Source organism: Mesorhizobium sp. WSM4887, from assembly GCF_029625865.1.
Classification (GTDB): Bacteria; Pseudomonadota; Alphaproteobacteria; order Rhizobiales; family Rhizobiaceae; genus Mesorhizobium.
Genome location: NZ_JARTVP010000008.1, coordinates 182,733 through 201,819 on the forward strand (window position 1 = coordinate 182,733; position 19,087 = coordinate 201,819).

Annotated in this window: 20 protein-coding genes; 11 read left to right on the forward strand and 9 right to left on the reverse strand. The window is 64.5% G+C overall.

Annotated features, from left to right (window positions below):
- Window positions 1-5: 5 nt before the first annotated feature.
- From mdh to P9230_RS24610, 4 genes are all read right to left on the reverse strand, one after another.
- On the reverse strand, window positions 6-974 hold the full coding sequence (gene mdh, locus P9230_RS24595) for a malate dehydrogenase (RefSeq protein ID WP_067323649.1): 969 nt from the start codon (window positions 972-974) through the stop codon (window positions 6-8).
- A 387-nt stretch (window positions 975-1,361) separates the two neighbouring features.
- Window positions 1,362-2,558, reverse strand: coding sequence for a cell division protein ZapE (gene zapE / locus P9230_RS24600; protein ID WP_278120942.1), 1,197 nt, complete (start codon window positions 2,556-2,558; stop codon window positions 1,362-1,364).
- Window positions 2,559-2,635: 77 nt separating this feature from the next.
- Window positions 2,636-3,175 carry a protease inhibitor Inh/omp19 family protein gene (locus P9230_RS24605; RefSeq protein WP_095779966.1) on the reverse strand — a complete coding sequence of 180 codons (540 nt, stop codon included), beginning with the start codon at window positions 3,173-3,175 and terminating at the stop codon, window positions 2,636-2,638.
- Window positions 3,176-3,365: 190 nt separating this feature from the next.
- Window positions 3,366-3,809, reverse strand: coding sequence for a VOC family protein (locus P9230_RS24610; protein ID WP_245322415.1), 444 nt, complete (start codon window positions 3,807-3,809; stop codon window positions 3,366-3,368).
- 132 nt (window positions 3,810-3,941) lie between these two features.
- Between P9230_RS24610 and P9230_RS24615 the strand changes: the two genes are divergently transcribed.
- The 8 genes from P9230_RS24615 (at window position 3,942) to P9230_RS24650 (ending at window position 11,353) form a co-directional block, all read left to right on the forward strand.
- The gene (locus P9230_RS24615; protein WP_278120943.1) at window positions 3,942-5,018 is read left to right on the forward strand and encodes an MBL fold metallo-hydrolase; all 1,077 of its coding nucleotides are present in this window, start codon (window positions 3,942-3,944) and stop codon (window positions 5,016-5,018) included.
- Complete coding sequence (locus tag P9230_RS24620) at window positions 5,015-5,176, forward strand: DUF1328 family protein (protein WP_278120944.1); 162 nt, start codon at window positions 5,015-5,017, stop codon at window positions 5,174-5,176. Before P9230_RS24615 ends, P9230_RS24620 begins: the two co-directional genes overlap by 4 nt.
- A gap of 116 nt (window positions 5,177-5,292) precedes the next feature.
- Entirely contained in the window at window positions 5,293-6,177 is an 885-nt protein-coding gene (gene dapF, locus P9230_RS24625; RefSeq protein WP_278120945.1) for a diaminopimelate epimerase, read from the forward strand.
- Complete coding sequence (mtaB, locus tag P9230_RS24630; RefSeq protein WP_278120946.1) at window positions 6,177-7,505, forward strand: tRNA (N(6)-L-threonylcarbamoyladenosine(37)-C(2))-methylthiotransferase MtaB; 1,329 nt, start codon at window positions 6,177-6,179, stop codon at window positions 7,503-7,505. Before dapF ends, mtaB begins: the two co-directional genes overlap by 1 nt.
- A gap of 13 nt (window positions 7,506-7,518) precedes the next feature.
- Entirely contained in the window at window positions 7,519-9,429 is a 1,911-nt protein-coding gene (ftsY, locus tag P9230_RS24635; protein ID WP_278120947.1) for a signal recognition particle-docking protein FtsY, read from the forward strand.
- A 42-nt stretch (window positions 9,430-9,471) separates the two neighbouring features.
- Window positions 9,472-10,137, forward strand: coding sequence for a septation protein A (locus P9230_RS24640; protein WP_066991739.1), 666 nt, complete (start codon window positions 9,472-9,474; stop codon window positions 10,135-10,137).
- A 23-nt stretch (window positions 10,138-10,160) separates the two neighbouring features.
- Complete coding sequence (locus tag P9230_RS24645) at window positions 10,161-10,781, forward strand: pyridoxamine 5'-phosphate oxidase family protein (RefSeq protein WP_278120948.1); 621 nt, start codon at window positions 10,161-10,163, stop codon at window positions 10,779-10,781.
- Between the two features lie 38 nt (window positions 10,782-10,819).
- Complete coding sequence (locus P9230_RS24650; RefSeq protein WP_278120949.1) at window positions 10,820-11,353, forward strand: NADPH-dependent FMN reductase; 534 nt, start codon at window positions 10,820-10,822, stop codon at window positions 11,351-11,353.
- A gap of 12 nt (window positions 11,354-11,365) precedes the next feature.
- Here P9230_RS24650 and P9230_RS24655 read toward each other — a convergent pair whose 3' ends face one another.
- Complete coding sequence (locus tag P9230_RS24655; protein WP_278120950.1) at window positions 11,366-12,283, reverse strand: SMP-30/gluconolactonase/LRE family protein; 918 nt, start codon at window positions 12,281-12,283, stop codon at window positions 11,366-11,368.
- A 229-nt stretch (window positions 12,284-12,512) separates the two neighbouring features.
- On the opposite strand from P9230_RS24655, the gene P9230_RS24660 reads away from it, so the two are divergent.
- Window positions 12,513-12,680 (forward strand): hypothetical protein, encoded by a 168-nt coding sequence (locus P9230_RS24660; protein ID WP_082953829.1) that lies wholly within the window; start codon window positions 12,513-12,515, stop codon window positions 12,678-12,680.
- An 80-nt stretch (window positions 12,681-12,760) separates the two neighbouring features.
- Here P9230_RS24660 and P9230_RS24665 read toward each other — a convergent pair whose 3' ends face one another.
- The 4 genes from P9230_RS24665 to ccmA form a co-directional block, all read right to left on the reverse strand.
- Entirely contained in the window at window positions 12,761-13,342 is a 582-nt protein-coding gene (locus P9230_RS24665; protein ID WP_067323672.1) for a DsbE family thiol:disulfide interchange protein, read from the reverse strand.
- Window positions 13,339-13,512: a heme exporter protein CcmD gene (gene ccmD / locus P9230_RS24670; RefSeq protein ID WP_278051806.1), complete on the reverse strand. Its 174-nt coding sequence runs from the start codon at window positions 13,510-13,512 to the stop codon at window positions 13,339-13,341. Before ccmD ends, P9230_RS24665 begins: the two co-directional genes overlap by 4 nt.
- Window positions 13,513-13,640: 128 nt before the next feature.
- A complete protein-coding gene (ccmB, locus tag P9230_RS24675; RefSeq protein WP_095779955.1) occupies window positions 13,641-14,306 on the reverse strand; it encodes a heme exporter protein CcmB in 666 nt (221 codons plus the stop codon).
- A gap of 40 nt (window positions 14,307-14,346) precedes the next feature.
- Window positions 14,347-14,949 (reverse strand): heme ABC exporter ATP-binding protein CcmA, encoded by a 603-nt coding sequence (gene ccmA / locus P9230_RS24680; RefSeq protein ID WP_278085949.1) that lies wholly within the window; start codon window positions 14,947-14,949, stop codon window positions 14,347-14,349.
- A 283-nt stretch (window positions 14,950-15,232) separates the two neighbouring features.
- On the opposite strand from ccmA, the gene acnA reads away from it, so the two are divergent.
- The gene (gene acnA, locus P9230_RS24685; RefSeq protein WP_067323680.1) at window positions 15,233-17,923 is read left to right on the forward strand and encodes an aconitate hydratase AcnA; all 2,691 of its coding nucleotides are present in this window, start codon (window positions 15,233-15,235) and stop codon (window positions 17,921-17,923) included.
- 353 nt (window positions 17,924-18,276) lie between these two features.
- Window positions 18,277-19,065 carry a thioredoxin family protein gene (locus P9230_RS24690; RefSeq protein WP_066991763.1) on the forward strand — a complete coding sequence of 263 codons (789 nt, stop codon included), beginning with the start codon at window positions 18,277-18,279 and terminating at the stop codon, window positions 19,063-19,065.
- Window positions 19,066-19,087: the final 22 nt, after the last annotated feature.

Consider the following 19,087-nt stretch of genomic DNA (forward strand, 5'->3'; position numbering starts at 1 on the left):
GACGATTACTTGCCGGCGAGATGCGGGGCGATCTTGGTGCAGGCCTCGGTGAGGCCCTGCACGGCCGCCACCGAATTGTCGAACATCTTCTGCTCGGCCTTGGAGAGGTCGATCTCGATGACGCGCTCGACACCGCCGGCGCCGATCACCACGGGGACGCCGACATAGGTCCCCTTGACGCCGTACTGGCCGGACAGGTGCGCCGCGCAGGGCAGCACGCGCTTCTTGTCTTTCAGGTACGATTCGGCCATGGCGATGGCCGAGGCGGCCGGCGCGTAATAGGCTGAGCCGGTCTTCAAGAGGCCGACGATCTCGGCGCCGCCGTCGCGAGTGCGCTGCACGATCTGGTCGAGCTTCTCCTTGGAGGTCCAGCCCATCTTGACGAGGTCGGGCAGCGGGATGCCCGACACGGTCGAATAGCGGATCATCGGTACCATCGAATCGCCATGGCCGCCGAGCACGAAGGCGGTGACGTCCTCGACCGAGACCTTGAACTCTTCCGCCAGGAAGTAGCGGAAGCGGGCGCTGTCCAGCACGCCGGCCATGCCGATGACATGGCTGGTCGGCAGGCCCGAAAACTTCTGCAGCGCCCAGACCATGGCATCGAGCGGGTTGGTGATGCAGATGACGAACGCCTTCGGCGCGTATTTCTTGAGACCCGCGCCGACCTGTTCCATGACCTTGAGATTGATGCCGAGAAGATCGTCGCGGCTCATGCCGGGCTTGCGCGGCACGCCGGCGGTGACGATGCAGACATCCGCGCCCTCGATGCCGGCATAGTCGTTGACGCCTGTCAGTCTGGAGTCGAATCCGTCGACCGGCGAGGACTGGGCGATGTCGAGACCCTTGCCCTGCGGAATGCCCTCGGCGATGTCGAATAGCACCACGTCGCCGAGATCCTTCAGGCCGATCATATGGGCGAGCGTGCCGCCGATCATGCCCGAGCCGATGAGCGCTATCTTGTTGCGTGCCATGTCAGGATGTTTTCCCTTTGTCTGTGACGGTGCCGTGACGGGGGCCGGGGGCCGGAAGGAATGCGGGAAACCGCGGGATTTCGCCGAACCCAATAGCTCCGGCATGGAGAAAATTCAAACGGTTATTTTGCACCCAGTGTTTTCAATCGGTTAGATGCATTGGGAATTACGTAAACGTCAAAATTTTCGAAGGTAACTGAACAGAATTTATACAATAAACGATGAAATCAGAAGGCCTTCATCCCGGCGATGACGCCGTTGTGATTTTAGGACGGGCGGACAGGCAAGTGGGGCGGCCGAGCGGTTTGGGAGGTGCGCATTCAAGCGACGAAGCGCTTATCGCTTCGCGCCGCTCTGTCTAAGGATGACGACTCCAGGCGGCTACGTTCACGCCTGCCGCGCCTCCGCGGGCTCTGCCCCGACTTGCCGCCTCTCCGCCCAGCCTTCCAGCCAGTCGCGGCTCTGCATTTCGATCAGTCGCGAGGCAGTGCGCTCGAATTCGAAGACTTCCGTGCCGCGCCTGGCGGTGTAGAGCCCCTCGGGGGGCGCGGCGGCGCTCATCACCAGCCGCATGTGGTGGTCGTAAAGCGTGTCGATGAGCAGAATAAAACGCTTGGCTTCGTTGCGCTTGCCTTCGCCGAGCACCGGCACATGGTCGATGAAGACGGTCGAGAAGCGGTCGGCGATGGCCAGATAGTCGCGCGCGCCGAGCGGCTTTTCGCAGAGATCGGCGAAGGAGAAACGGGCGGCATCGCCGGCAGCGCGCGGCACCACGAGCTGACGCCCTTTCAGCGTCAGCGTCATCGCCGCGGTCGGCCTGCCATGTGTCATCGTCTTCCAAGCGTCGTCGAGCGCGCGGTCGGCCGCGGCGTCGGCGGGCGTGACATAGATCGGCAAGCGGTTGAGCTTTTCCTGCCGGTAGTCCTTTTCGGCATCCAGCGTCAGCACATGCGCATGACGTTCGAGCAGGCCGATGAAGGGCAGGAAAAGCTGCCGGTTGAGGCCGTCTCGATAAAGGTCATGAGGCGCGACGTTGGAGGTGGCGACCAGCACGACGCCTTTGGAAAACAGCGCCGAGAACAGGCGCGACAGGATCATGGCATCGGCAATGTCGGTGACCGAAAACTCGTCGAAGCACAGCACCCAGGCCTCCTCGGCCAGCGCCCGCGCCACCGGCGGGATCGGATCGTCTTCCTTGACATCGCCGTTCTTGCGCGCCGCCCGGTGTTTTTGGATGCGGTCCTGCACGTCGGCCATGAAATCGCTGAAATGGACGCGGCGCTTTCGCCTGACCGGCAGGAGATCGAAGAACATGTCCATCAGCATCGTCTTGCCGCGCCCGACGCCGCCATGGATGTAAAGGCCCTTGACAGCCTCGCGCGGCTTGTTGCTGCGCGCAAACAGCCAGCCCAGCGCGCTCGATTTCTGCGCCAGCCTTTTTGCGGAGATCTCGTCGGTCAGCCGGTCGAGCGCAGCGACGACGCGCTCCTGCGCAGGATCGCGTTCGACCACGCCGGTTTCCACCAGATGGTCGTAGCGCTGCCTGACGGTCGCATGCGTCTGAAGGCCGTCACGCAGGTGCATAGGTCACGTCGTTCTCGGGCAATTCGGAAAGCGGCTTGCCGTCCGAAACTGCGTGAAACAATAGGGGAGGGTCCGCCCTACCTTGTAAGCGAGATCGGCTGGCCGTTGGAAGTCTGGCCGTCGAACTTTTCGCCGCCGGAGGAATAGAGCCTGGCCAGCGTGCCGCCGTTTTCGTCGTAGAGCGTCAGCTGCTTGCCGGCGACATTCCACGACTTGATGCCGTCGATCGGAGCCGGGCAATGCAGCGGACCGGCGCGGTAGCCGGCGCCGAACTTGGTCTGCGGCGTCGCCACTTTGCAGCTCTGGCCGGAGACACTGACATTCCAGACGCCGGCGACGCTGGCCGCGGTCAGGTCCGCGGCGCCCGTGGGCGCCGAACCGTCCGGCGGCAGCGAAGCCATCTGACTGTTCTTCGGCGCGGTGGGGAATTGCGACGGGTCGGTGGTGCCCGGAGCAGCCGGCGGCGGCAGCTGGTTCTGCGTCACCGTGCCGGAGGGCGCCGGCGTGAGCGGCGCCGGCTGCTGATCGTCCATCGATGAGAAGCGCGAGGTCGAGCAGCCGCTCGCAACGAGCGCGGCCAGCGATACGGCCAAAAGGCCAGTCTTCGAAAAAGTCATTCCAACCTCCGTCGGATCCGGTGGGGGCGCCGTCCGCGTAAACACTCGCTTCACCAAGATGGCGAAGGTGGCAGAATTTCAACCCGATATGGTTAAAATAGGGTTTTCGGAGCTGGTGTTGCAAATTTGTCGCGACGGCCTTCCTTACCGGGGCGCCAGTCGAGAAATTGGACCGTAACGTCTTGAAATTTCAGGCTTGCAGCGGCGCGCTGGGCACGAAGAGATACCCGTCCGGACCAACGATATAGCATTCGCGCAAGCCATGCGGCTTGTCGATCGAACCGGCCAACACGATGTGGCCGAGTGCTGCCGCCTTTTTTTCGACCGCATCCGGATCGGCGCCATAGAGGCGCAGCTCGATGCCGGCGCCACGCGTTTCGGCTCCGGCAAAGACGCCGGTCATCGGATTGTCGAGATAGGAATGGTCGGCATGCAGCATGAAGATCGAGCCCAGCAGCTCGATGGCCGCGAAATCCTCGTCGGCATAGATGATGCGCGCGCCTAGCACATCGCGGCAGAAAGCCTCCATCGCCGCCATGTCGGTGACAAGCAAGTTGACGCCCAGCCCATGCGGCAGCGAGCGGCCGAAATCCTCGGCCTTCATCCACGGTGTCCCGGTCCGCTTCTTCGCCACGGTGTTGTTCCTCCACATCGTCGATCCTAGTCGAAGCAGACCGTTGGCCCTTGGCATTCCCCAGCAAAATGCTTGCGCCAGGCGGCGGCGTTCTTATTTCAGGACAAGCGACAGGGAGTGGGCGGAGAAACGATGGCCGCAAGAACAAGAGCAGCCAACCGCTACTATAGCGGCCCACTCAGCGATCATTTCGACGGTAGCCTCTTTTTCAATCCCGAGGGCAGGCCGCCGGCGCGCTTCACCGATTTGCTGAAGTGGCAATTGAGCGGTGGGCGCTCGAAATGGCCGGCGGCCTGGCCGAGCCCATATCCCCAGGCGAAGCCCGAACAACGGATCGAAGGCGCTGCGCTTCGGCTCACCATGGTGGGTCACGCCTCGCTGCTCATCCAGACAGCCGGCCTGAATATCCTGACCGACCCGGTTTGGTCCGAGCGTGCCTCGCCTTTCGGCTCCGCCGGACCGAAGCGGGTCAACGCGCCGGGCATCGCCTTTTGCGACTTGCCGCCGATCGACCTGGTGCTGCTCAGTCACAACCACTACGACCATCTCGACCTCGCGACCCTCAAGCGGCTGAAGCAAAGCCACGACCCGATGGTGATCACGCCGCTCGGCAACGATGCGATCATCGGCACTGCCGTGCCCGGCATGCGCGTGTCGGCACATGATTGGGGCGACAGCGTCGAAGTCGCCAGCGACGGCATCATCCACATCGAGCCGGTGCATCACTGGTCGGCGCGTGGCGGGCGCGACCGCCGCATGGCGCTTTGGGCGGGATTCGTCATCGATACGGCGGGCGGCAAGGTCTATTTCGCCGGCGACACGGGCTTCCACGGCGGCACCAACTACCGCCGAATGGCGGAAAAGCATGGCTGGTTTCGGCTGGCCATCCTGCCGATCGGCGCCTATGAGCCGCGCTGGTTCATGGCCCCGCAGCACCAGAATCCGGCGGAAGCCGTCCAGGGCATGAGGCTGTGCGGCGCCGTCCATGCTGCCGGCTGCCACTGGGGCACCTTTCAGCTCACCGACGAACCGATCGAGGAGCCTGCGCAAAAGCTCGCCGAGGCATTGGCGGCCGAAGGCATTTCGCCGGAGCGTTTTCGCGCCATGCGCCCGGGCGAAGCATGGGATGTGCCGCCGCCTGGCCAAGGAACCCAGCCCGGGCAAACGCGTTGGTTGCACAACGCAAATCCGCCTCGGAGCCTTCCATGATCAAATGGATCATCATCCTTCTTATCGTTGCCGCTGCGGCAAGCCTGCTTGGCATGCCCGCGCTGGTCGGCGCCGCCGCCACAGGTGCCCGCATCCTGATCGGTATTGTGCTGATCATCTTCCTGCTGATCGTGCTCGGCGTCTTCGCCGTGACTTAGCCCGCATATTCGCCGCGGCAGGCCAGAGCCGCGTCCTGGCCGGGAGTCGCGTTGCACTGGTAATTCCCGCCCGTTTCCGCCATATAGCGCCAAACGGAATTGGAACGACCGGTTAGATGGCAGGCACTGCCCCATTCGCCAAGATGAACGGCATCGGCAACGAGATCATCGTCGCCGATATGCGCGGCCGTGCCGACAAGGTGACGGCAGCCGCGGCGATTGCCCTCAATGCCGACGCGGCGACCAAGTTCGATCAGATCATGGCGATCCATGATCCGCGCACGACCGGCACTGCTTATTACGTTGACATCTTGAATTCGGACGGCACCGGTGCGCAGGCCTGCGGCAATGGCATGCGCTGCGTCGTGCAGGCGCTTGCGGCCGAGACCGGCCAAAAGACCTTCACCTTCGAAACCCGCGCCGGCATTCTCAATGCTCAGGAACATGCCGACGGCTCGATCTCGGTCGACCTGGGCAAGCCGCGTTTCGGCTGGCAGGAGATCCCGCTTGCCGAGGAGTTCCGCGACACTCGCATGATCGAACTGCAGATCGGCCCGATCGATGCGCCGGTGCTGCATTCGCCTTCGGTCGTCTCGATGGGCAATCCGCACGCGATCTTCTGGGTTGATCGCGACGTCTGGTCCTACGAGCTCGACCGATTCGGTCCGCTGCTCGAGAACCATCCGATCTTTCCCGAGCGCGCCAACATCACCATCGCCCAGGTCACCTCGCCCGAGATGATGATCATCCGCACCTGGGAGCGCGGCGCGGGTCTCACCAAGGCCTGCGGCTCCGCGGCCTGCGCCGCCGTGGTGGCTGCCGCCCGCACCAAGCGCACCGGCCGCAGCGTGTCGCTGATCACGCCCGGCGGCGGCGAGCTCAATGTCGAGTGGCGCGACGACGATCACGTCATTTTGACCGGCGCGGCCGAATGGGAGTTTTCCGGCAGCTTCGACCCGTCGACCGGCGCCTGGGCCCGCGACACCGAAAGCGCCGCCTGATGTCCGCTCTTCAGAAGGGCCCGGCGCCCGAAGGGCCTATCGGCAACGGTATCGACGTCGTCACGTTCGGCTGCCGCCTCAACACCTATGAATCGGAGGTGATGCGCCGCGAGGCCGAGAGCGCCGGCCTCGGCGCGCTGGAAGGCGGCGCCGTCATCTTCAACACCTGCGCCGTCACCGCCGAAGCCGTGCGCCAGGCCAAGCAGGCGATCCGCAAGGCCCGTCGCGAGAACCCTGAAGCGCGCATCATCGTCACCGGCTGCGCCGCGCAGACCGAGCCGCAGAATTTCGTCGCCATGGACGAGGTAGACCTGGTGCTCGGCAATGAGGAGAAGCTCAAGGCGAACTCCTACCGCGCGCTGCCGGACTTCGGCGTCAACGATACCGAGAAGGCGCGCGTCAACGATATCTTCTCGGTGCGCGAGACGGCGAGCCACATGGTCGACGCCATCGAGGGCCGGGCGCGCGCTTTCGTGCAGGTGCAGAATGGCTGCGACCATCGCTGCACCTTCTGCATCATTCCTTACGGCCGCGGCAATTCGCGCTCGGTGCCGATGGGCGCCGTGGTCGAGCAGGTCAAGCGTCTCGCAGCCAATGGCTATGCCGAGATCGTGCTCACCGGCGTCGACATGACCAGCTTCGGCGCCGACCTGCCGGGCAGCCCGAAACTTGGGAAGCTGGTGAAGACGATCCTGCGCCAGGTGCCCGAGGTGAAGCGGCTGAGGCTGTCGTCGATCGATTCCATAGAAGCCGACGACGAGCTGCTCGACGCGATTGCCACCGAGCCTCGGCTGATGCCGCATTTGCACCTGTCGCTGCAATCGGGCGACGACATGATCCTGAAGCGCATGAAGCGGCGGCATTTGCGCGATCAGTCGATCCGCTTCTGCGAGGACGTGCGGAAGCTCCGTCCCGGCATCGTCTTCGGAGCCGACATCATCGCCGGCTTCCCGACCGAGACCGAGGCGATGTTCAAAAACTCGGAGAAAATCGTCGAGGAATGCGGCCTGACGCATCTTCACGTCTTCCCGTTCAGCCCGCGCGAGGGCACGCCCGCCGCGCGCATGCCGCAGCCGCGCCGCGAGGTGGTGAAAGAGCGCGCCGCACGGCTGCGCGCCGCCGGCGAGGCCGCCTATCGCCGCCATCTGGCCGCCCTTGCAGGCACGCGGCAGTCGATCCTGATCGAGCGCGACGGGCTCGGCCGCACCGAAGGTTTCACGCTTGCCGCGATTGGCGTTGGACAGCCGGGTGAGATCGTCGAGGCGGTTGTCACCGGCCATGACGGCGCCCGGCTGATCGCGGCGCCGCTCGCCGCGCAAGCCGCCTGAGACTGCAAGACGTATGGCTGGTTTCTTCAAGAAGATATTTTCGTTCGGCAAGAAGGAAGTCGTCGAGGAGCGCGTCGACGAGACCGCGCCCCTGCCGCCGATCAAATGGGACGCGCTCGAGGCGCTGAAACCGGAAACCGAGCAGGAGCCTGCGTCCCGCAGCGCCGACGCCGGCGCCAATCACCCTCGAGCTGCGCTCGGCACCTCCCCCATCGAGGGGGAGGCAGGACCTGCGCCACAACCGGTTCCCGAGGAGCCGAAGACCGAACCCCCACCGGACATTCCGCCGGCGCCGGAACCCGTCATCCCGCCGGCACCGGAGCCGGTTGTTCCATCCGAGCCGGAGCCGCTGCCGCAGCCCCAGCCGGAAGAAGAGCCGCGGCCCGCCCCGGAGCAGCCGCAGCCGCCTGCACCCGAGGAAGTGCCTGCTCCGCCCGAACCTGCACCTGAGCCGGTGCCCGCGCCGGCACCGCAGGAGGTGCCTGCACCCGCGCCGGCCGAGCCGGAGATCGAGCCTTCGCGTCCGGAGCCGCAGCCGGTGCCAGGGCCTGTCGAAGTGCCGACGACGCCCAGCGAAGTCCCGGCCGAGGCGCCAGCGCCGATCGAAGTTCCACCGGGCGAGGCACCTTCTATCGAGCCATCTTTAGAGGTCGGCGCCGCGTCTCATCCGCCTGCCGGCACCTTCTCCCCGTATAGTGACGGGCAGAAGGAAGAAGCGCCAACGCCGACGCCCCCTTCTCCGCGTTCTTCACGGGGAGAGGATGAGGGTGAGGCGCAGCGTCAGCCTGCGGAGGATTTGCCGCCACCGGAGCCGGCTCCGCCGGCGGAAGCCCTGCCTCCCATTCGCCAGGCTGCGCCGGTCGAGCCGGGGCGGATCCTTGCCGAGATTGCGCCCGAGCCGGAAGCCATTCCCGCGCCGCCGCCGACCCCCTCTGCCGGCAAGGTGACGGTCGCCAAAAAGGTCGAGCAGAAGGCCGAGCCGCAGAAGGCACCGGAGCCGGCGCAGCGGCGGTCCTGGTTCCAGCGCATGCGCGACGGGCTTGCCCGTTCCTCGCGCGAGCTCACCGGCAACATCGCCGGCGTCTTCACCAAGCGCAAGCTGGACGAAGACACGCTGCAGGATCTGGAGGATGTGCTGATCCGCGCCGATCTTGGCGTCGAGACGGCGCTGCGCGTCACCGATTCTCTCGCCTCAAGCCGATACGGCAAGGACGTTTCCGACTCGGAGGTCCGCGCCGTGATGGCGGCGGAAGTCGAAAAAGTCCTGACCCCGGTCGCCAAGCCGCTCGAGCTCGATCTCAGCCACAAGCCGCATGTCATCCTGGTCGTCGGCGTCAATGGCACCGGCAAGACCACGACCATCGGCAAGCTGGCGGCCAAGCTGACCGAAGGCGGGCTTTCGGTCATGCTGGCGGCCGGCGACACGTTCCGCGCGGCCGCCATCGAGCAGCTGAAGATCTGGGGCGAACGCACGAAGTCGCCGGTCATCGCCACCAAGCTTGGCGCTGACGCCGCCGGCCTCGCCTACGATGCCTTCGAGAAGGCGAAGGAGGCAGGCTCCGACGTGCTGATCATCGACACGGCCGGCCGCCTGCAGAACAAGACCGAGCTGATGGCGGAGCTGGAAAAGATCGTGCGCGTGCTGGGCAAGCTCGATCCGGAGGCGCCGCACACCGTGCTGCAGACCGTCGACGCCACCACCGGTCAGAATGCGCTCAGCCAAGTCGAGATCTTCCGCAACGTCGCCGGCGTCAACGGCCTCGTGATGACCAAGCTGGACGGCACGGCGCGCGGCGGTATTCTGGTGGCGATCGCCGCCAAGCATAGATTGCCGGTCTATTTTATCGGCGTCGGCGAGCAGGTCGACGACCTCGAACCCTTCTCGGCCAGCGAATTCGCCAGAGCGATCGCCGGCGTTGCTTGAACGATCCCAAAAGCGCCGACTTTCGGGACAACAAGGACTTCCATGAACATCCTCGAACGCGACCCGTCCGACCCGCAGAAACAGAAGAAGGAGGGCATCAACCCCCCGCTCAAGCTGGTGCTCGAGCTCGGGCCGCTGCTGGTCTTCTTCTTCGCCAATGCGCGCGGCGAATGGCTGGCGCAGAAATTTCCGGCCTTGGCCGAGCTCGGCGGCCCGATCTTCGTCGCCACCGGCCTGTTCATGGCCGCCACCGCGTTGGCGCTGATCGCCTCGTGGCTGCTCACCCGCACCTTGCCGATCATGCCGCTGGTGTCGGGCGTCGTCGTCCTTATCTTCGGCGCGCTGACGCTCTATTTGCAGGACGACGTCTTCATCAAGATGAAGCCGACCATCGTCAACACGCTGTTCGGCGGCGTGCTGCTCGGCGGCCTTTTCTTCGGCAAGTCGCTGCTTGGCTATGTCTTCGACTCGGCTTTCAGCCTCGATGCCGAAGGCTGGCGCAAGCTCACCTTCCGCTGGGGCCTGTTCTTCCTCTTCCTGGCCCTCGTCAATGAAGTCGTGTGGCGGAATTTTTCAACGGATGCCTGGGTTACCTTCAAGGTCTGGGGCATCATGCCGATCACGCTTCTCTTCACCTTCAGCCAGATGCCGCTGATCATGCGCCACTCGCTGGAGGAAAAAACCAAGGAAGAGCAGGCGAGTAAATAGAGCAGGTTCCGGGAGGGGGCGGCATGGAATTCCTCACCACGCGCGATGAGTTGAGGACGATCTACAAGACGCCGCGGCCGACCGACGGGTCGATCCGCAAGGAACTCAAGGCGCTCGATGGCCACTGCCGTTCCTTCATCGGCAAGAGCCCATTCGTGCTGATCGGCTCCTCCGACGGCGCCGGCAATGCCGACGTGACCCCGAAGGGCGACAAGCCCGGCTTCACCGCCATCCTCGACAGTTCCACCATCGCCATCCCTGACCGTCCAGGCAACAACCGGCTGGACACGCTGGAAAACATCGTTCGTTACCAGTCGGTAGGGTTGCTCTTCCTCATTCCCGGCATGAACGAGACGCTGCGCGTCAACGGCGAAGCCCACATAACCATCGACGCCGGACTGCGCGCCCGCCTGGCCGTCGACGGCAAGGAGCCGCTGAGCGTCATCGTGGTGACGGTCAAGGCCGCTTACATGCACTGCGCCAAGGCCTTTATGCGCTCCGAGCTGTGGGAGCCGGAGACCTGGTATGACCGCGCGAGCCTGCCGACGCTCGGCCAGATCATCCGCGACCAGCTGGCGCTTACAGAGAGCGCCGGCGAGATCGACCGCGAACTGGACGACGATTACCGGCAGACCATGTGGTAGGCTCCCGGGCACGATTCGTCCGAACCGCCCCGTCACCCTTGCTGAACCTCCTCGCCATATCCGGCAGCCTGCGCGCCGCCTCGACCAATTCGGCCCTTGTCGCGGCGCTTGCCGCCAACGTGCCCGCGGATTGCCGCGTCACCGTCTATGACGGGCTCGGCCGCTTGCCGATCTTCAACCCGGATGAAGAGGGCGAGCGCACGCCGTGTGAGGCAAGATACCTGATCGAGGCCGTCACCCGCGCCGATGGCGTCATCGTCTCCTGTCCCGAATACGCCCATGGCGTGCCGGGCGGCATGAAGAACGGGCTCGACTGGCTGGTGTCGCGCGACGCCGCCGTCGGCAAGCCGGCGTTGCTGGTGCACGCCTCGCCGCGGTCGCTCTTTGCCCGCGCCGCCCTTGCCGAGATCATGCGCACGATGTCCTTCGCGCTTTACGAAGAGAGCGCGCTGGAGATCGCGCTGCTCGGCAAGAAGCCGCCGGAGGTGGAAGAAATCCTGGCTGAGCCGACCAGTCGGCAGGCGATGCGCGACGCGGTTCGGGCTTTCGCCGGCTTTATCCGCGGCCGCTGACGCCGTTGCCGGTCAATAGGTCTTGGCCCCATTCACCATCAGCCAGACCACATAGAGCGAGGTGGTGCCGCAGATGTAGAGGCGGTTGCGCTTGGCGCCGCCGAAGACGCAATTGGCGACGACTTCCGGCACTTTGATCTTGCCGATCAGCGTGCCGTCCGGATCGTAGCAATGGATGCCGTCGGCGGCGCTCGTCCAGATGCGCCCGCTTTCGTCCAGCCGGAAGCCGTCGAACAGGCCGGCCGTGCAGTCGGCGAAGACCTTGCCGCCCGAGACCTTCTTGCCGGCCTTGCCGACATTGAAGACGCGGATATGCGCGGGGTTCTTGGCGCCATGGGTGCGGCCCGTGTCGGCGACATAGAGCAGGCTTTCATCGAGCGAGAAGGCGAGCCCATTGGGCCTGACCATGTCGGTGATGACGGCATCGATCTCGCCCGTGCCGGGGTCGACGCAGTAGACATTGCAGGCGCCGACCTCGCTCTCGGCGTGGTCGCCTTCATAATCGCTGTCGATGCCGTAGGCGGGATCGGTGAACCAGATCGAGCCGTCGGAACGGACGACGACGTCGTTGGGCGAGTTGAGCCGCTTGCCGCGCCATTTGTCGGCGATGGTGGTGACCGAACCGTCATGCTCGGTGCGGCTGACGCGGCGGCCCGAATGCTCGCAGGTGATCAGCCGGCCCTGCCGGTCGACGGTATTGCCGTTGGAATTGCCGGACGGCTGGCGGAAGACGCTGACGCTGCCATCGGTCTCGTCGTAGCGCAGCATGCGGTTGTTGGGGATGTCGGACCAGACGAGGTAGCGGCCGGCGGCGAACCAGGCCGGGCCTTCCGCCCACCGGCACCCGGTGAACAGCTTCTCAACCCGCTCATTGGCGTTGAACAGCCGCGAGAAACGCGGATCGAGAAGTTCATAGTCAGCGGCCGTCATGCTTTCCCTCCCGGCAATCAAAAGACGCGCGATCAAGCCAGCACAGAGCGGAGAAGGCAAGATCGCGGATGCCTCTCACGGCATGTTGACGCGTGGAGGGGCTAAGACGCCATTAACCGGCTATGCGCTGCTTGCAATGGTGCATTGCAACATCTTTCTTTTGCAATGCACCATTCCTATGTCATTCTCGCAATCGATCAGGGAGGAATAACTCAGAAGGAACCTCGTCATGATCTTCGATAACCTCGTCACCCGCGCTCGCACCAACCTCGCCAAGCGCCGCCACTACAATCGTCTCGTCGCAGAAATCGAGAACCTGTCGAGCCGCGATCTCGCCGATCTGCGTGCCGACCGCTCCGAGATGCTCTACCAGATCCACAAGCAGATTTACGGTTGAGTCCGAGGCCTGTCGAGCCGGCCTTTGCGCCGCGTCGCTTCGCTCCTTGCCTCGCACTGGAATGACGACGCAAGGGGCGCCTAACCCGAAACCGCCAGGGCCTTCTCGATCTGCGGCAACAGCAAATCCTTCGCCGATTCCGGCGTCAGCGGCCCGACATGCTTGTAGGCAATCTTGCCGTCCTTGCCGATGACGAAGGTCTCCGGCACGCCGTAGACGCCCCAGTCGATCGCCGCGCGCCCGGCCGGATCGACGCCGATCGCCTGGTAGGGATTGCCGAGATCGCCAAGGAAGCGACGGGCGTTTGCCGGCTCGTCCTTGTAGTTCAGCGCGGCAAGCGTGAACCGCTTGTCCTGCGACAACGCCAGAAGCACCGGATGCTCTTCCCGACACGGCGCGCACCAAGATGCGAAGACGTTGACCAGCGTCACTTTGCCGGCGAAGGATCTTGAGTCCAGCCCCGGCAGGTTCGAGCCTCCGAGCGGCGGCAGGTTCGTCTGCGGCGCCGGCAGGCCGATCAGAGCCGAGGGAATTTCAGACTCGTCGCGGCCGGACAAAAGCTGCGACAGGAACAACCCCGCCAAGCCCAGGAATACCAGCAGCGGAAGCAGCACGAACAGGCGGCGACGGGGCGATGCCGGGGCTCCGGTTTCCGCGCTCACGGCTTCGCCGTCCCGGCCTTGTCGGAGCGCCGCCGCACGCCGGCCGCGTCGAGCGCCGCGAGCTCACGCTTGCGCGCCCGCTGGTCGAGCAGGATCCAGGCGATCAGCCCGACGAGCACGATCGCGCTGATGGCATAGGCGGCGGCGACATAGAGAGCATGCGCGCTCATATCAGCCGCTCCATCTGCGCACCTTCCGCGCCTGCCATGCCAATCCGTTCGACCATGCCTTCCCTTAACTCTGCGGCACATGCCGCGCAATCAGGCGCGGCGCCGCAGTTGAGAAACGCCCCAGCGCCTCAATCCGTCCCGTGCCTCAACGCCAGCGCCGCGGCCAGCGGTCCGACCACGGCAAGAAACAGCGTCAGCGCGGCAAGAATGAGGAAGGGCTGCAGGAACGGCGCGGGATCGGCCACCGCGCCATAGCTCGCCGAGACGCCGAAGATCAGCACCGGAATGGTGAGCGGCAGCACCAGCACGGAGATCAAGAGCCCGCCGCGCGGCAGCGCCACAGCCACAGCCGCTCCGGCGGCGCCGATGAAGGTTATGGCCGGCGTGCCGACAAGAAGCGTAAATGCCGTCGCGCCGATACCGAGCGGCTCCATGTTCATGAACAGGCCGAGCAAAGGTGCCGCGATCACCAGCGGCAGCACGCTGCCCGCCCAATGCGCCAGACACTTGGTCAGCACCGTCAACGCCAGCATGTGACGGTCGCTGTTGAGCACCAGAAGATCGAGCGAGCCGTCCTCCCGATCGGCCTGGAAGAGGCGATCGAGCCCAAGCAGGCAGGCGAGCAGGGCGGCGATCCACAGGATCGCCGGACCGATGCGCGACAACAGGTTGAGGTCGGGCCCGACGCCGAACGGGATCGTGGCAATCACCGCCAGGAAGAAGATGACGCCGATCAGCGCGCCGCCGCCGGCGCGGATGGAGAGGCGGATATCGCGGAGGAAAAGGGCTAGCATGACTTGATATGCCTTCGCCCAGGGGTGCCTCGCGCCGACATCAGTCACCCATCCTCAACGTCTTTGCTCCCTCGAGCCCGAGCGGCAAATGCGTGGCCGCCACGATGATGCCTCCCTCTCGGCAATGCCCTCTCATCAATCCCGCGAATCGTTCCTCCGAAGCCTTGTCCAGCCCAGCGGTCGGTTCGTCGAGCAGCCAGACCGGCCGGCGGCTGACCAGGAGCTTCGCGATCGACGCGCGCCGCTTTTGCCCGGTCGAAAGGTAGCCGAACGGCAGGTGCCCGAGCCCATCCAATCCGACCGTCTCCAGCGCCTGCCCCACGCTCAAACCAGCCTCGCCCTGGAAGGCGCGCCAGAAGCCCAGGTCTTCTTCGACGCTCAATGCCGTCTTCATCGCATTGAGATGGCCGAGATAGTGCGAGGCCGAAGCGACCGATGGAAACTCGTCGCCGCCGCCCTCGACCTTCACCTTGCCTTCGGCCGGCGGCAGCAAGCCGGCGATGACCCGCAAAAGCGTCGATTTGCCGGCGCCGTTCGGCCCGGTGACGACGAGCGCCTCGCCCCTTTCGAGGGCGAATTCGATGCCGGAAAAAACCGTCTCGCCGCCGCGCTCGCCGCCCAGATTTTCGGCGATCAGCCGCATCCTTGCCCGTCCCGAAAGCACCGTTTCGCGGCCGCCGCCGCATCGCACAAATTTGCTTTTCGACTGTCTAGAACTATTCCAGAAAATTCTCTATATGCGGTTCATCCGTGCCAGCGGTCGGCGCGGGAACAGAATTAGCGCCGAACCAGCGCACGCGCCGCCTTCAACGGCTCGGGTTGCTCGGGAGCGGACAGCGGAAATGGCCGTACCCGCACCTTTGCGCGTGATTGCATGCCAACGGCGTCCGTTCCCTTTCAGGCTGAACAGACAAGGACGGATCGCCGTGACGAAATCCCTCGATAGTTTCAACTGCCGCCGCACCCTGACCGTGGGTGGCGCGGACTATGTCTATTTCGACCTCGCAGAGGCGGAGAAAAACGGCCTTGGCGGCATTGCCCAGCTGCCCTATTCGATGAAGGTGCTGCTGGAGAACCTGCTGCGCAACGAAGACGGCCGCTCGGTCACCAAGGAAAGCATCCAGGCGGTCGCGGCATGGCTCACCGACAAGGGCACTGCCGGCGTCGAGATCGCCTACCGCCCGGCGCGCGTGCTGATGCAGGATTTCACCGGCGTTCCGGCCGTTGTCGATCTCGCGGCCATGCGCGACGGCATCAGGGCGCTCGGCGGCGATCCGGAAAAGATCAACCCGTTGGTGCCTGTGGATCTCGTCATCGACCACTCCGTCATCGTCGACGAATTCGGCACGCCGATGGCCTTCGCCCGCAATGTCGAGCTCGAATATGAGCGCAACGAGGAGCGCTACAAGTTCCTGAAGTGGGGCCAGCAGGCCTTCCGCAACTTCCGCGTCGTGCCGCCGGGCACCGGCATCTGCCACCAGGTCAATCTCGAATATCTGGGACAGGTGGTGTGGACCAACGCGGAAGAGGGCGAGACCACAGCCTATCCCGACACCTGTGTCGGCACCGATTCGCACACCACCATGATCAACGGCCTGGGCGTGCTCGGCTGGGGCGTCGGCGGCATCGAGGCCGAGGCCGCGATGCTTGGCCAGCCGGTCTCCATGCTTCTGCCGGAGGTGATCGGCTTCCGCCTCACCGGCAGGCTCAAGGAAGGCGTCACCGCCACCGACCTCGTGCTCACCGTCACCCAGATGCTGCGCAAGAAGGGCGTCGTCGGCAAGTTCGTCGAGTTCTTCGGCCCAGGCCTGTCCAACATGACGCTGGCCGACCGCGCCACCATCGGCAACATGGCGCCGGAATATGGCGCCACCTGCGGCTTTTTCCCGGTCGATAGCGAGACCATCCGCTATCTGACAATGTCCGGCCGCGAGGAAAGCCGCATCGCGCTGGTCGAGGCCTATTCTAAGGCGCAGGGCATGTGGCGCGACGCCGGCTCGGCCGATCCGGTCTTTACCGATCTGCTCGAGCTCGATCTCGGCGACGTCGTGCCGTCGATGGCCGGCCCGAAGCGCCCGGAAGGCCGCGTCGCGCTGCAGGATATTCCCGCCGGCTTCGCCAAGGCGATGGAGACCGAGTACAAAAAGGCCGTCGAGATCTCGAAGCGTTACGCCGTCGAAGGCACCGCTCACGATCTCGGCCATGGCGACGTCGTGATCGCCGCCATCACTTCGTGCACCAACACCTCTAACCCAAGCGTCTTGATCGGCGCCGGCCTGTTGGCTCGCAATGCCAACCGGCGCGGCCTGAAGCAGAAGCCGTGGGTGAAGACCTCGCTGGCGCCCGGAAGCCAGGTGGTCGCCGAATATCTCGAGAAATCCGGCCTGCAGAAGGAACTCGACCAGATCGGCTTCAACCTGGTCGGCTTCGGCTGCACCACATGCATCGGCAATTCCGGCCCGCTGCCGGCGCCGATCTCCAAGACCATCAACGACAAAGGCCTGATTGCTGCCGCGGTGTTGTCCGGCAACCGCAACTTCGAAGGCCGGGTTTCTCCGGACGTCCAGGCGAACTATCTCGCCTCGCCGCCGCTGGTGGTGGCGCATGCGCTGGCCGGCACCGTCACCAAGGACCTCACCACCGAGCCGCTCGGCGAGGGCAGCGACGGCAAGCCGGTCTATCTCAAGGACATCTGGCCGACCTCGGCCGAGATCCAGGAGTTCATCGAGAAGAACGTCACGCGCGAGCTTTTCGCCCGCAAATATGCCGACGTCTTCAAGGGCGACGAATATTGGCAGAAGGTGAAGGCGCCGGAAGGCCAGACCTATGCCTGGGACGATCATTCGACCTATGTGCAGAACCCGCCTTATTTCGCCGGCATGGGCCGCGCCTTCGGCAAGGTCGGCGACATCAAGGGCGCGCGCGTGCTTGGTCTCTTCGGCGACAAGATCACCACCGACCACATCTCGCCGGCCGGCTCGATCAAGGCGGCTTCGCCGGCAGGCAAGTACCTCACCGAGCACGGCGTCGGCGTCGCCGACTTCAACCAGTACGGCACGCGGCGCGGCAACCATGAGGTGATGATGCGCGGCACCTTCGCCAACATCCGCATCCGCAACCACATGCTGGGCGAGAACGGCCGCGAAGGCGGCTACACGATCCACTATCCTTCGAAGGAGGAGATGTCGATCTACGACGCGGCCATGGAATACAAGAAGGAAGGCGTGCCGCTAGTCATCTTCGCCGGCGTCGAATATGGCAACGGCTCCTCGCGCGACTGGGCAGCCAAGGGAACCAACCTCCTTGGTGTCCGCGCCGTCATCGCCCAGTCCTTCGAGCGCATCCACCGCTCGAACCTGGTCGGCATGGGGGTCATCCCCTTCGTCTTCGAGGACGGCACCTCATGGGCTTCCCTCAACCTCAAGGGCGACGAGCTGGTCGAGATCGACGGCCTGGATGCCATCAAGCCGCGCCAGAAGATGACGGCCAAGGTCACCTATGGCGACGGTACGCTGAAGAACGTGCCGATCATCTGTCGCATCGATACGCTGGACGAACTCGACTACTTCAAGAACGGCGGCATCCTGCAATACGTGCTGCGCGATTTGGCTGCGTAGCGACAGGGAATAGGCGGTAGGCATAGGCAGGGGGAGATTTTCCCACTGCCTGGTGCCTACTGACGTCCTAGTTAAACTGCGGCAGGCCAAGCATTCTCCGCCCGGCTCAAAGTCCAAGTCCGATTGGCGCGCAATAGAAATCCTCCGGCAGCAGCAAACTTACCCCTTCGCGGCGATGCGGTCCCGAAAATCGAACCGGTTCGAAGAATGCAGTGGCCCCTCCTGTCGCCGCCTTACCTACGGTCGCGGCGACAAAATTTCACCGCAACGTGACTTCCCGTTGACTGTCCGTTCTGCCACATATTTTAGCAACCAGAACAAGGCCGGCGTGACCGGCGGGAATTGGAACGGTCATGGCATTGCGAGGACCATTGCGGCTTACGGCAGTTGCGCTGGTCCTCACGGCGTTGAGCCGCGTGGCCTCAGCAGCCGAGCTTGAGAAAGTCGCGACCGGCAAGCCGCAGACTGAAAAGCCTTTGGGCGTCGTCGAGTTGTTCACCAGCCAGGGCTGCAGCTCCTGTCCGCCGGCCGATGAATTCTTCGCCGAGCTGGCGGCGAAGGAAAATGTCGTCGCGCTCGCATATCACGTCAATTACTGGGACTATCTGGGCTGGCAGGACACGCTGAGCAACAAAGAGAACACCGAGCGGCAGTATGACTATATGCGCGCCTTTGGCAGCCGTTCGGTCTATACCCCGCAAGCCGTCATCAACGGCCGCAGCCATGTCAACGGCGCCAATCGCAAGGAGATAGACGGCGCGCTGGCCCGCATGGACAGGACCGGCGAGGGCATGCGGGTCGGCATCAAGGTGAGCCGCACCAGCGATCGGGTCATGATTGACGCCGGCGATGCCGGCAATGGGCCGACCGACGCCCATGTGGTGATCGTCTATTTCGATCCGCCGCAGATGGTGAAGATCGGCCAGGGCGAAAACAGCGGCCGCAACATGACCTATTGGAACGCCGTTTCCGACATCCAGATCGCCGGCATGTGGAACGGCAAGGCGCAGCGTTACGAGCTGCCGATGACGGAGATTGCGAAGAAGGGCGGCTGTGCCGTGCTGCTGCAGTCCGTCGGCAAAGACGGCGTCCCGGGACCGATTCTCGGCGCCGCGCTCATCCGCAAGCCTGACCGGCTCTGACGGCTCCGCTGACAAAACCTGA